The organism is Hamadaea flava, assembly GCF_024172085.1.
Taxonomy (GTDB): Bacteria; Actinomycetota; Actinomycetes; order Mycobacteriales; family Micromonosporaceae; genus Hamadaea; species Hamadaea flava.
Map to the genome: position 1 here is coordinate 7,757,905 of NZ_JAMZDZ010000001.1, position 12,776 is coordinate 7,770,680.

Below are 12,776 nucleotides of genomic sequence, written 5' to 3' on the forward strand. Positions count from 1 at the left end.
GGGCGTGCCAGGCACGCCCCCTTTTGTTCAATGGCTCACCGAGGCGTGAAGTCCTGGTTGGTGGCCGGTGCGTTCTTGCACTGCCATTGATCGAGCTGTTGGCCGAGCGTGCTGTTGGCCCCGAAGACATCCAGGCAGAGCCCGCTGTTCTGGTTCTTGAACGAGTAGGAACCGTCTGACTGTTGCACTGGCAGCCACAGGCTGTTCGGCGCGCTCGTGGGCGTCTGTTGGATGATGTTCGGCACGCCCGCTGCCGTCGAGCTGTTGGCGACGGCCACGTCGAGGCCCGAATGCTGCGCTTGCAGGCGTCCGTAGCCGCCGGTCACGGGCACGAATTGGAACTGCTGATTGGCCTGTCCGCCGCAGGTCCATTGAGTGACGGCGGCCCCGGCCGCGGTCGACGCCCCGCTGACATCGAGGCACAGGCCGTTGTTGCCGATCACGAGCGGGTGATAGCCGGTCGGATACGCCCCTCCGGACGGACCGGTGGCGAACTGCCACCAGTTCAGGTTGAACAGGTACCCGCTGCCGCCGGTGAAACGTAGATACAGGTCGTGCGTGCCAGTCGCCCCGGTTGTGGCACAGGTGGTTGTGGCCCAGGTCTGCCAGCCACCGGTGCCCGACACCGAGCAGGTCCCGGCGAGAGTCCCGGTCGTGCTGTCGAGGCGTAGCTCGATGGTGCCGCCGCTGGCTCCGGACGCGACGCGGGCGGTGAAGGAGGACGCGCCCGTGCCGAATCCGACGCCCTTGACCTTGATCCAATCGCCGTTCTGGATCCAGCCGACGTTCATGCCGCCCTCGGCTGCGGGTTCGGTCTCGACACCCGACTCCCACGCGATCGTCTCGGCCTCCTGCCGGACGTACGGGTTGACCACGCCGACTTGCGGGGCTCCGGCGGTCGTCATCGTGATCGTGGGGATGGTGCCGTCGGCGTTGTAGCTGAACTTCTCCACGGCCACCGACCGGGTATAGCCTCCGCCGCCCGGCAGCGCACCGTTGTGATAGAAGAAGTACGAGCCGCCGTTGAAGTCGACCAACCCTGGGTGGTTGGTGAAGCTGCCGCCCTGCGTCGGCATGATCGTTCCGCGGTAGGTCCACGGCCCAGTCGGACCGGGTGCGGTCGAGTACGCGATGAACTCCGAGCAGCACTTGGCCGCGAACACCAGGTAGTACTGGCCGTTGCGCTTGTAGAACCACGGCCCTTCCTCGTAGAGCGTGGGCCGATTGGCGTCGCCGGTCCGCGTGCCGAATCCCGCCGTGGTGAGCGGGATCTGCGTGGGGCTGCCCGAGTAGGAGATCATGTCGGCGTTGAGCCGCACGTACCACAGATGCGGATTGCCGTAGTAGAGGTACGCCTGTCCGTCGTCGTCGATGTAGACGGTCGGGTCGATCTCGGCGTTCTGGATCAGCGGGTGGCCGAGCGCGTCCCGGAACGGCCCGGTGGGGGAGTCAGCCACGCCTACGCCGATGGCCGTGGAGCCGTTGGACAGCCGCACCGGGACGTACCAGTAGAACTTGCCATTGCGGTAGACGGCCTGGCCCGCCCAGGCGTCGGAGCTCGCCCAGCTGAAGGTGGCCAGGCTCATCGCTGAACCGTGATCGGTCCAGTTCACCATGTCTGCCGACGACCAGACCCGCCAGTCGCGCATGGTGAAGTAGGTGGACCCGTCCTCGTCGTGGCCGGTGTAGAGGTACACCCGGCCGTTGTAGACGAGCGGCGCCGGGTCGGCCGTGTAGATGGTTTGAACGATGGGGTTGTCGGCCCGGGCCGGGCCGGGGACGAGCACGACGCCGACAAGCAACGTCGCGATCACGAATCTGAAGAATCTCCTCATCGAAGCCGCCTTGAAGGGGAGGCCGCGGGTGTAGGGACGAGGGCACGGCGCGTCCCTACACCCGCGGGTCTTGGGATGGGTCAGCTGCGTAGGGTCCATTGCTGGTTGGCGCCGCCGGTGCAGGCCCAGAGCTGGATCTTGGTGCCGTTGGCGATCGCGGCCCCAGCCGCGTCCAGGCACAACCCGGACTGGACCCCGGTGATCGTGCCGTTGGCGTTGAGGTTCCACTGCTGATTCGCCTGGCCGTTGCAATCCCAGATGATCGCCGCGGTCCCGTTGCTCGTGCCCTGACCATTGGCGTCCAGGCACTTGTTGCCGTACACCGTCAACTGCCGACTCGACGTGTACGACCACCGCTGATTCGTACCGCCGTTGCAGTCCCAGAGCTGAGCCTGCGTGCCGTTGGCCGTACTGGCGCTCGGCACGTCCACACAGCGGCCGGACTGGGCGCCGACGATGGTTCCCTGCCGGCTTCCGTCGCTGCCCGGAGGCGGTGGCGTCACCAGGGCCGGCGCGCTTGACACGACCATGGCACGGTCCAGCGCGACGGCTCCGTCACCGACGACCCGCACGCGGAGGGTGTGCGTACCCGGCGTGAGAGTGCCGCTGCTGTAGAGCGCCACGTTGGCCCGGCGTACAGAAGCGCGGAAGCCGACCGTCTGCTCCGGTCCGCCGTCGATGGAGACGGCGGCCGAGCCGTGCGTTGCGTCCTGCACGCCGTACAGGACGACTCGGTTGCCGGTGAAGCTCAAGGTCGCCGTATCGCCTGCGGTGCTGCTCCAGGTGTTGTCCTTGCTGAACGCCTGGTTGTCCGTGCCCGTCTGCCAGCTCCCGGCGTACGAGAAGCGCTGCCGGTCGTTGACGTCGGTGGGGAAGCCGAACGCGTACGGGTTGCCCGCGGGCACCACCGGGTCGGTGAACGCGGTCACGTTCACGTTCGCGTTCGCGGAGGTCAGGCCGGGCGACGAGGCGGTCAGCGCGAGCGAGCCGGTCTGCCCCAGCGTGCTCTTGAGGTAAACCGCTCCGGTGCCTGCCTCCAACGTCAACGGACTCTCGCCGACGACCGCACCCGGACCGGTGAGCGCGAACGTGACTGGTGCGCTGTTGGTCGGAACGACCTGGTTGTTGCTGTCCAGCGCCCGGACGATCACCCGGGTCATGTCGGAGCCGTCGGCCTTGATCGCCGAGTCGTCGGCCACCAGCGCCAGGTGGGTCGCCGTTCCCGGGGTGTATCGGGTGTCGGTCGCCGCGATCTGCCCGCCGATCCAGCAGTCCGCGCGCAGCTGCCCGGCGGTCACGGTCAGACCGGTGAACTGGAACAACGGGTGGGGGAGGCTGGTGTACGCGTTCGGGTTGATCCGTCCGCGGGACACGCCGTTGGCGAACAGTTCGACCTGCTGGCAATTGCCCGCCACCAGAACGGTGCTGCTCGACGCGCCCGGCGTCCACTGACTGGCGATCGAGACGTACGCCCCATACAACGCGGGGTCGCGTTGCGAGGCGAACGCCGCGGCGTCGAGCTTCGGGATCCGGTAGATGTCGGAGACTCCGTGGTAACACGTGTAGTCGACGCAGGACGGGGGCGTGACGAAGGTGGTGTTGTAGTCGAACGCGGCCCAGCCCATCGCGCCGGAGATGTTGGCCTTGCCAGCCGCGGTGTTCTGCACGTTGAGGTGGACGCGCATGGTCCCCAGCAGTGCCGACTCCGAATCCCAGGACCGGACGGGGGCGGTGTGCCCGACCGACTCCGTGATCAGCCAGGGCAGGACGGTCGGATCCGTCGCGGTGCCCGAGAAGTCGTTATAGGTGTAAACGTCCTCGAGGAACTCGCTGCCCTTGAAATTGCGTACGCCACCGGTCGGCCGCGACGGGTCGAGCTGGCGGGCCAGATCGTTCGTACGCGTATAGAAGCCGTGGTTGTCCCCGGATTCGTTGATCCGCACGCCCCACAGCACGATGGACGGGTGATGCCGATCGCGCGTCACCATCTCCCGGACGTTCTCCACCGCGAGGTCCTGCCACGCGGTGTTGCCGATGTACTGCCAGCCCGGTATTTCCTCCATCACGAGCAGGCCGATCTCGTCGGCCCGATCGAGGAACTCCGGATCCTGCGGATAGTGGGACGTGCGGACGATGTTCACGCCGAGCTCGTTCTTCAGGATGTCGGCATCCTTGACCTGTAGCCGGTTCGGGGCGGCGCGGCCGATGTAGGGATAGGACTCGTGCCGGTCGAGTCCGCGCAATTTCAGCGGCTGCCCGTTGAGGTAGAACTTGCCGTCGCTGCGGCTGAACTGAATCGTGCGGATGCCCAGGCGGGTCTTGTGCTCGTCGACGTACGCCGACCCGTCGCGTACCTGGGTGTAGACGGTGTACAGGTACGGATGATCAGGGTGCCAGGTGTTCGGGTTGCTGATGGTGCTCGTGTCGTAGGTGAACTCCGCGGCCGACTGCCCGGCGATGGTCTGCGTGCCCGTGCCGGAAGCGACGACATTGTTCGCGGCGTCGACCACCTGCGTGACCACGGTGATCGACTTCGCGGCCGAGCTGTCATTGCGTACGCGAGTGCGGGCGTTGACGGCGGTGAGCGTCGGAGTGGTGGCGAAGACCCAGTCGACGTGGACCGGATCGGTGATGATCATGTTGACGTCGCGGACGATCCCGCCCCATACGTAGTAGTCGATCGCCCCGCCTTCGGGCGGGATGTCGTTGCGCGTCGACGAGTCCACCTTCACGGCGATCACGTTGTCGCCGCCGCCGATGGTCACGTACTGCGTGATGTCGTAGGTGAACGAGGTGTAGGCGCCTTTGTGCTGACCGACGAGGGTTCCGTTGACGTACACGTCGGCGACCTTGGCGACGCCCTGGAACTCGACCGCGATTCGGCGGCCCGCGTACTGGCTGGGCAGCGTGAAGTGGCGGCGGTACCACGAGGCCGGCACCTCGAAGTCGCCCTTGGGGAACCCTTTGTGCGGGTGGACCCGGAAGTACGGCAGGCTGACCGGGACGAAGACGCTTTCGTCCAGAGTGACGGCCTGGCCGCTGCCGTTGGGGACGTCCCCGGCGAACAGCCATTGGGTGTTGAAGTTCAGCACGGAACGATTGGAGTTCTGCGGCACGTACGCGGCGGCGGCAGGTCGCGGCATTGCGGCCAGTCCCACCACGACGACGCACAACGCTGTCAGGGCAGCGGCGAGCCTTCGCATGGTGTTCTCCCGATGGAGTCGATCGCGACGGACGGGACTGTTCAGCTCCGGAGAGCCCACTTCTGGTTATTTCCGCCGGTGCAGGACCACAGCTGGATCTTGGTGCCGTTGGCCGTGGCGGCGCCGCCGGCGTCGAGGCACTTGCCCGACTGCACGCCGGTGATCGTGCCGTCGGCGTTGACGTTCCACTGCTGATTGGCCTGGCCGTTGCAGTCCCAGATGATGGCCGAGGTGCCGTCGGCGGTTCCTTGACCGTTGGCGTCCAGGCACTTGTTGCCGTAGACCATCAGCTGCTTGCTGGAGGTGTAGGTCCAGCGTTGGTTGCTCCCGCCGTGGCAGTCCCACAGCTGCACCTGGGTGCCGTTGGCCGTGGTGGCGCTGGGGACGTCGACGCAGCGCGACGACGCGTTGCCGACGATCATCACGTTCTGCTGGCCGCCGCCGTCGGGCTGGACTCCTGCCGAGGTCATGACCGATCGAGCCGCGGTCGGCCAGGAGCCGTTGGTGACCTGGACGTTTCCGGAGACGGTGTTGCTGTGTCCGGGGTCGGTGAGGTTGGTGCTGCCGCCGTCGTACCAGTTGTTGGTCAGGGTGATGGTGCCGGTGTTGTTGTTGCAGCAGTAGTTCGCGGTGGCCCAGTTCCAGCCCACGTTGGTGGAGAAGACGTTGGAGGTGGCGGTGAAGTACCGCGAGCCTTCGTCGAAGTACAGCCCGAAGTAGCCGTGCAGCCGGAGGCAGTAGTTGTCGCGGATGACGCTGTTCGGAATCGCCGACAGCGCGTAGATGCAACCGCCGTCGTTCATCGACTGCATGATGTCGTGGATGTAGTTGCCGGTGATCTGGTAGTTCGACGCCGTGGTCGCGGTGCTGTAGCGGGGCTGATAGTTGTACAGGCCGCGGTTGGCGTAGTCGTTGCTGCCACCGGCGTCGTTGGCGCCCCAGCCGTAGCCGACGGTCAGGCCGGAGTACGGCATGTTGTAGATCTCGTTATGCGTGATGGTCGCGTTGGTGACGTAGGTGGGCAGGAACGAGGAGATGCCGCGATAGTCCAGGCCCATGTCGTGAACGACGTTGTTGCTGAACGTGAAGTCGCGGTTGACCATGCGCGAGTCACTGGGATGGTGCGCGTCGGCCTGGACACCGCCCGCGACGATGCCTCCGGCCGCGCCACCGGCGAAGGCCGACCGGGTGACGGTGATCGAGGCTGCTCCCAGGCCGACGCCGCTGGCGTGGGCGTTGGCGTCGTTGCCGATGCCGAGCGCGGTCTGTCCCAGGTTGACGAACTGGTCCTGGGTGAAGGCGATGTTGTTGGCTGCGGAGACCTGGACTGCGGCCGGCATCTGACGCCAGGCCGGGCGGGTCGCCTCGAACTGGGTGCAGCCTGAGGTGCAGGATCCGAAGCCCGGCCAGCTCCAGTTCCCGGCGATGTAGGAGCCGGTCTGCTGGTCGGCGTACCCCTGGTTGCTGCTTGTCCCGAGCCAGCTCGTGCCGGTGAAGGTGAGGCCGGCGAAGGCGAGGTGATGCGCCGGCGCGTCGTAGGCGCCGCCCACCTGGACCAGCGAAGCGAGCGTGGGCAGCTCGACGCTCGCGCTGCTCATGGTCTCGCCGGTCCGCGGGATGTAGTAGAGGGTGCCGGAGCCGGTGTCCAGATACCACTCACCCGCCGCGTCGAGGAACTCGTACGCGTTCTCGATGTACAGCGGGCCCGCCCGGAATGGGCTCCAGAAGGTGTCGTAGCCGAAGTTGTTGTTGTTCCATGCCGGTTGCTGCATTGTAATGAAGTTCCCGGCGATGTTCTGGACCGGCACGTACCGGTCGGTGAACGATCCGATGCTCTCCAGTTCGACCCGGGCCTTGGTGGCCAGGTTGTTCAAATAGGTCAGCGAGCTGTTGCTGAAGGCCAGGCCGCTGCCGTTGGCGGTGAAATCCGACCGGTTGAGCGTCGTACGGGCCCGCACCGCTGCGGACCCGTTCACGTACAGGTGGCGACTGTCGATCCCGGCGCCGACACTGGCGCGCCAGATGTTGCGGCCGGAGTCGGCGAGCGTCCACCCGGTAACGGCACGAGCGCCGGTGATCACCGGCCGAGCAGACGCCGCCGCCTGCCATTTCACGGTGTGGCCGTTGGTTCCCGAGTCAGCTGCGGTGAATCGCAGAGGTGCTGACAGCCGGTAGGTTCCGTCGGCCAACTGGACCACGATGTCGTCGGTCATGGAACCGTTCATCGAGCGGACCGCGGTCTGAGCGGCGGTGAGCGAGCACGGCTGGGTCGCCGAGCAAGCGGTTCCCGTGCCGGTCGGTGCGGCGTAGAGGGTGGTGACGGCGGCCGATGCCGGGCTTGCCCCGGCGACTGCGGCTATCACTCCGGCCGCGGCGGCTACCGAGAGGGTGAGGATTCTGCCGATGGAGCGTACGGGATGGGACATGGGAAGCTCCTCGATCGCATGGGCGTGCGTCTAGCGACGCGCCCGAGGAGCCGGGCAGAACCCCGGGCACGTCGATGCCCGAAAACATAAGTCGTATGACGTATGCTGTCAATCGGAGAACTTAAAAAGGTAAGTTTATAGATGAGCTATGAGTGGCGCTGTGGCTAGCGCTGGAGGCGCACCGGATCGCCCGAGGCGGCTCGGCGGACGAGCCACGCCTCGGTGATGTGGGTGAAGACCGCCTCGGCGGCTCCCGCTGGATCACCTGCGGCGATGCGTTCGTAGATGCGCCGATGCCCCTGATTCGACGCCACGCACAGTTCACGCGCCGTCCGGCCGGTGTATCGGGCAGTGTTGATCACCTGGCTCTCCAGGGATCGCACCACCGCGCGGGCGATGCGGTTGCCGGAGGTCTGCATGACCACGTCGTGGAACGCGCGGTCGTAGTCGGCGTACTTCACGGGATCTCCGACGAGTTCGTCCATCTGGTCCACGAGCACACGCAGCCGTTCGACCACGTCGGCGTCGGCCAGCTTGGCCGCCATGTGGGCCATGTCCGACTCCAGCAATCGGCGGGTTACGACGACGTCGTCCAAGATCGCCAGTGTGTCGTCCACCGCGATGGTGGCCGCCAGCACCAGTTCGTCGAGCATGTTCCAGCTGGTCTGCGGGGTGATGACGGTGCCGGCGCCCTGCCGGACCTGAACCAGCCCCTTCTCTTGGAGCATCTTCACCGCTTCGCGCACGACGGTGCGGCTGACTCCGAACGCTTCGCACAACGCGGGCTCGGGCGGCAGCGGTGAACCCGACGGGTGCCGACCTTGGACGATGCGCTCCACGAGTTCGGCCGCCAGCGCATGAGCGAGATTGGCGGGTCGTTGCACCCAGGCGGGCGGCGGCGGTGTACTGGCGGTCGGTCGCGCTGCCCTCATGGTGTCCCTCCGGTCCGGCGCTTCGAGCCGTGCCCAAAGTCGTCGGTAGTCTACCCGCCCTCGGTGTTGACATCATACATCATACGACTTACGTTTGGACATCCGTCTATCGGGCCGGACGCACGGCCTTTTCCGAGAGTGAGAAGCCATGAGTCAGCGAGCAGTGTGGCCCGCGCTGCTGACAGCCCTGCTGGTCGTAGCAGGCTGTGGCAGCGCGTCGGGAACCGGTTCTTCCGCTGGGCAGACGAGCGGCAAGCTCGTGGTCTGGGACTGGAAGTCCGGCGACAAAGCCGCCAGCGGTTATGTGCAACAGGCGAAGGCCGACTTCGCCAAGAAGCATCCTGGTGTGACCGTGGAGTTCGTCGCGCAGCCGTTCGACCAGTACTACACCCTGCTCGGTGCGGCCATCCAGGCCGGCAAGGGCCCTGACGTCGTCTTGTTCAACGGCGGCGGTCAGATCCGCGACCGAGCAAGCTCCCTGCTACCGCTCGACGATCACCTCGCGCCGGACAAGCAGCGGCTGGCAGGTTGGGACGCGTTCAGCAAGGACGGCAAGACCTACGCGGCGCCGGTGACCTTGCAGGGACATCCGATCTATTACAACAAGGCGTTGTACGCCAAGGCCGGGCTCGACGCGGAGCATCCGGCTGCCACCTGGGCGGACTTCACGGCCGGCTGCGCGGCCATCAAGAAGGCGACCGGGGCGAGCTGCCTCAGCCTCGGCAACAAGGAGGGCTACGGAATCCAGTTCTTCATGTCGGGGCTGGGCTCGGGCATCTTGACGCCTGGGGAGTACGACGACTGGATCGCCGGCAAACGGGACTGGCAGTCCCCGCACGTGAAGCGGATCTTCCAGCTATGGAAGGAAGCCAACGACGCAGGCCTGAACAACAACGGCCCGAATTCCACGGCCATGTTCAACGACTCCTTCTCCCTGTTCGAGTCGGGCAAGGCCGCGACGGTCATCGGCCTGATGTCCGACATCGGGCATTGGAAGGACTTCGGCGAGTTCTTGAAGCCGGAGAACGTTGGCGCCACGTTGGCGCCCGTCGTGACCCCGGGCGCCGTGCCCAGCCTCGCCTACGACGGCGGCATCGGCTATGGGATCACGAAGTGGACGAAGGACCCGGCGATCGCCGCCGACCTGGTGCGCTCGCTGACCTCGACCGACGCGTTGCGGTCCTTCTACACCGGAGCCGGGGCCATCGTGTCGGACACGACCATCGACGCCTCGGGCAGCGGACCCGCCGCAGCCAAGATCGTCGCCGCCATCAAGTCCGGCAAACCCGCGCTGCACGTGGCGCTTTCGGCCAAGACGCTGGATCTCATGGGCCGGCTGTCGCAGCAGATCCTCGCGGGCTCGGTGACGGTCGACGCGGCAGTGACCCAGCTCGCGGCATCCGACAAGGCGAGCTGAGGCGCATCGATGGCAACCGCACGGCTGTTGGTCCGCCCGGAGACCCGGCGGACCAACAGCCCGACCTCGGCCAACCGCCGCCGGCGCCGCGTACGCCCGGAGCGGCTGGCCCCCTACGTTCTGGTCGCGCCGGCCGTCCTGGTCATCCTGGGATTTCGGCTGTGGCCGCTGCTGCTCGGGGTGAACTTCTCGTTCACCGGCGATGGCGATCGCGACGGTACGCCGGTGGGCCTGGACAACTACGCCGAGCTGATGCGTGATCCGGTCTTCCGGATCGCGCTGCGCAATGTCGGGTTGCTGGTATTGCTGCTACCGGTCGCGGTGGCGATCCCCGGGCTGCTCGCCACCTTCCTCTACCTGCGCGTACCCGGGGCACGGGTGTTCCGGACCGTCTACTTCTTTCCGGCAGTGCTGTCGCCGGTGATCGTGGGTTCCATCTTCAATCTGCTCCTGGCCTACGACGGGCCGCTCAACGCCGGGCTGGGTGCCGTCGGGCTCGGTCCGGCGGATTGGCTCGGTGACCCGCATGTCGCGATGTTCACCGTCGCAGCAGTGCACATCTGGGCCACGTTCGGCATGGCACTGGTGGTGTTCCTGGCAGGTTTCGCCACTCTCGACGCCACGCTGATCGATGCCGCCAGAACCGATGGCGCGGCCCTGCGCCAGGTGATCTGGCACGTGATCGTTCCGGGTCTGTCGCGCACGATCCAGTTCGTCTTCGTCACGACCATGATCGGCATGCTGACATCCATGTTCGGGCTGCTCTACGTCATGACCGGCGGCGGCCCCGGAGGCGCGACCTATCTACCCGAGTACTACATCTGGATTCAGCAGGGACAGATGAACCGTCCCGCGCTGGCCTCGGCCGCGTCCACCGTGCTGTTCCTGGTGATGCTCGTGGTCGGTCTCGCGCAGATCGGCCTTCTCCGCAAAGCCACCAGGGAGGACTGATGCGGGCCTCTCGAACCACCCGTTGGCTGGCGGCAGCGCCCATGGCGGCCCTCGCCGTCGCGACGGTCTATCCGCTCGTGTTCACGACCAACGTCGCCCTGAAGACCCGTCACGACTACATCCTCGATCGGTTCTCGCCGACGCGAACCGCGCACTGGGACAACCTGGGGGAGGCTTGGGCGAGCGCCGGCGTCTCGCAGTACTTCGTCAACTCGCTCATCGTGGTCGGCTGCGCCGTCGTACTGCTTCTGGCGCTCGGGTCGATGGCCGGATTCGCCCTGAGCCACCTGCCGTTTCGTGGCTCGCGAGCGTTGTTCCTGGCGTGCCTCGCCGCGCTGTTCATTCCCTTCCAGGTCATCATGGTGCCGCTCGCGCGCACCATGACCGGCATCGGGCTGATCGACACCTACCCAGGGCTGATCCTCGCCTATGTGGCGCAGTTCCTGCCGTTCACGATCTACTTGATGACCAGCTACTACAGCGGGATCCCCGCCGACATAGTCGACGCCGCCCGCATCGACGGCAGCAGCGTCTACGGCGTCTATCGGCGCATCATGCTTCCGCTCGGCGCGCCGGCGCTGCTGTCGGTGGGCGTACTCGACGCTTTGTTCTGCTGGAACGACGTGCTCATCGCCTTGCTGCTGATGCCGTCGGCGCAGCATCGGACGCTGATGGTCGGCATCACCTCCCTGCGCGGGCAGTACTCCGACGACATTCCCACGTTCGCCGCGGGCGTCCTCATCGCGGCCGTTCCGATCCTTGTCGTCTACCTGGTGTTTCAGCGCCAGATCGCCGACGCCGTCACCGCCGGTGCCACGAAGGGCTGACATGCGCATTACCGGATACCGCACCATGTTCACGGTCCAGGACTGGGGCCGCGCCGTCGGCGACGCCAACGGCGTGTTCGCCAAAGGCCGCACGACGGTGCCGATCGTGGTCATCGACACCGACGAGGGCCACTCGGGCGTCGGTCTCGGCCCGCACACCGACATCGAGACCGTCTTCGCCGCCGTCGACGGTGAAGACCCCCGCGCGGTCACCGCACTGTACGACCGCATGCTGCGCCGGACCTTCAAGGCAGGCCATGCCGGAACGATCTTCGGCACGATCGGCGCCGTCGACACCGCGTTGTGGGACATCAAGGCGAAGGCGGCAGGTCAGCCACTGTGGCGGCTCCTGGGTGGTCGCGACCGTCGCGTTCCGGCGTACGCGTCCGGTCTCGACTTCGGACTGACCGACGACGACCTGGTGACCGCGTACCAGTCCTATGCGGAGCGCGGCCTGCGTGCCGCGAAGCTGAAGGGGGGCTTGGACGTCGACCGTGACCGCGACCGGCTGATCCTGGTTCGGGACGTGCTCGCCGCGGCCGGAAACGGCGCCCGGCCCGGACTGATGCTCGACGCGAACGAGTCCTGGAACCGAAAGCAGGCCGTACGCCACGTCGCCGAGCTCGAACGCCACGTGGACCTCATCTGGGTCGAGGAGCCAGTCCGCCGCTGGGATGCCGAGGGGCTGGCCGCGGTGGGCCGCGGTGTCCGCGCGGCCGTCGCCAGCGGCGAGAACCTGACGGGGCTGGAACAGTTCCGGCCGCTGCTCGCCGCGTCCGCGCTGGACATCGTCCAGACCGCCGCCGTCTGGGGAGTGACCCACTTCCTGCGGGTCGCGACGTTGGCGCACGCCTACGACCTTCCGGTCAGCCCGATCGGCACCACTCCGATCGGACTGGTGCACGCGGCCACGTCGATTCCCAACCACATCGGCAGCGAGTTGCAAGACCTCCGGCCGCCGACCGGCTTGTCGATCGATCTATCCATCGAGGACGGCGCCTTCGTCCTCGGCGACTCGCCCGGCCTCGGTGTCCGTCTCGACGAAGACGTCATCGCGGCGCTCGCCCACCGGCCGGAAGCCACCGATCGTGGGCCGCACATCAGACCGGAGCGGGCTGGTCACCGGCTCGTCCCAAACGGCTCCCAGGAGACGCCAACCACGATGATCAAGACCCTTTAGTCTTT

The 12,776-nt window shown here is 66.7% G+C and carries 8 protein-coding genes; 4 read left to right on the plus strand and 4 right to left on the minus strand.

All coding sequences use genetic code 11. From position 1 onward, the window contains the following. Positions 1-35 precede the first annotated feature (35 nt). The 4 genes from HDA40_RS36270 to HDA40_RS36285 all read right to left on the minus strand — a co-directional run bounded on the left by HDA40_RS36270 (position 36) and on the right by HDA40_RS36285 (position 8,396). A complete protein-coding gene (locus HDA40_RS36270; protein WP_253762385.1) occupies positions 36-1,835 on the minus strand; it encodes a family 43 glycosylhydrolase in 1,800 nt (599 codons plus the stop codon). 80 nt (positions 1,836-1,915) lie between these two features. Then, complete coding sequence (locus HDA40_RS36275) at positions 1,916-5,038, minus strand: RICIN domain-containing protein (protein WP_253762386.1); 3,123 nt, start codon at positions 5,036-5,038, stop codon at positions 1,916-1,918. A 41-nt stretch (positions 5,039-5,079) separates the two neighbouring features. Next, positions 5,080-7,464: an RICIN domain-containing protein gene (locus tag HDA40_RS36280; RefSeq protein WP_253762387.1), complete on the minus strand. Its 2,385-nt coding sequence runs from the start codon at positions 7,462-7,464 to the stop codon at positions 5,080-5,082. A 164-nt stretch (positions 7,465-7,628) separates the two neighbouring features. After that, positions 7,629-8,396: a FadR/GntR family transcriptional regulator gene (locus HDA40_RS36285; protein ID WP_253762388.1), complete on the minus strand. Its 768-nt coding sequence runs from the start codon at positions 8,394-8,396 to the stop codon at positions 7,629-7,631. A 148-nt stretch (positions 8,397-8,544) separates the two neighbouring features. Between HDA40_RS36285 and HDA40_RS36290 the strand changes: the two genes are divergently transcribed. The 4 genes from HDA40_RS36290 to HDA40_RS36305 are packed head-to-tail and all read left to right on the plus strand — an operon-like array spanning position 8,545 to position 12,771. Next, a complete protein-coding gene (locus HDA40_RS36290) occupies positions 8,545-9,813 on the plus strand; it encodes an ABC transporter substrate-binding protein (RefSeq protein ID WP_253762389.1) in 1,269 nt (422 codons plus the stop codon). A gap of 9 nt (positions 9,814-9,822) precedes the next feature. After that, a complete protein-coding gene (locus HDA40_RS36295) occupies positions 9,823-10,764 on the plus strand; it encodes a carbohydrate ABC transporter permease (RefSeq protein WP_253762390.1) in 942 nt (313 codons plus the stop codon). Next, positions 10,764-11,591 carry a carbohydrate ABC transporter permease gene (locus HDA40_RS36300; protein ID WP_253762391.1) on the plus strand — a complete coding sequence of 276 codons (828 nt, stop codon included), beginning with the start codon at positions 10,764-10,766 and terminating at the stop codon, positions 11,589-11,591. Before HDA40_RS36295 ends, HDA40_RS36300 begins: the two co-directional genes overlap by 1 nt. Position 11,592: 1 nt before the next feature. After that, positions 11,593-12,771 (plus strand): mandelate racemase/muconate lactonizing enzyme family protein, encoded by a 1,179-nt coding sequence (locus HDA40_RS36305; RefSeq protein ID WP_253762392.1) that lies wholly within the window; start codon positions 11,593-11,595, stop codon positions 12,769-12,771. The last annotated feature ends 5 nt before the right edge of the window (positions 12,772-12,776 follow it).

Bases quoted from the DNA above. Each gene is read 5' to 3' on its own strand.
- HDA40_RS36270 (WP_253762385.1), bottom strand. From the start codon at position 1,835: ATGAGGAGATTCTTCAGATTCGTGATCGCGACGTTGCTTGTCGGCGTC.
- HDA40_RS36275 (WP_253762386.1), bottom strand. From the start codon at position 5,038: ATGCGAAGGCTCGCCGCTGCCCTGACAGCGTTGTGCGTCGTCGTGGTG.
- HDA40_RS36280 (WP_253762387.1), bottom strand. From the start codon at position 7,464: ATGTCCCATCCCGTACGCTCCATCGGCAGAATCCTCACCCTCTCGGTA.
- HDA40_RS36285 (WP_253762388.1), bottom strand. From the start codon at position 8,396: ATGAGGGCAGCGCGACCGACCGCCAGTACACCGCCGCCGCCCGCCTGG.
- HDA40_RS36290 (WP_253762389.1), top strand. From the start codon at position 8,545: ATGAGTCAGCGAGCAGTGTGGCCCGCGCTGCTGACAGCCCTGCTGGTC.
- HDA40_RS36295 (WP_253762390.1), top strand. From the start codon at position 9,823: ATGGCAACCGCACGGCTGTTGGTCCGCCCGGAGACCCGGCGGACCAAC.
- HDA40_RS36300 (WP_253762391.1), top strand. From the start codon at position 10,764: ATGCGGGCCTCTCGAACCACCCGTTGGCTGGCGGCAGCGCCCATGGCG.
- HDA40_RS36305 (WP_253762392.1), top strand. From the start codon at position 11,593: ATGCGCATTACCGGATACCGCACCATGTTCACGGTCCAGGACTGGGGC.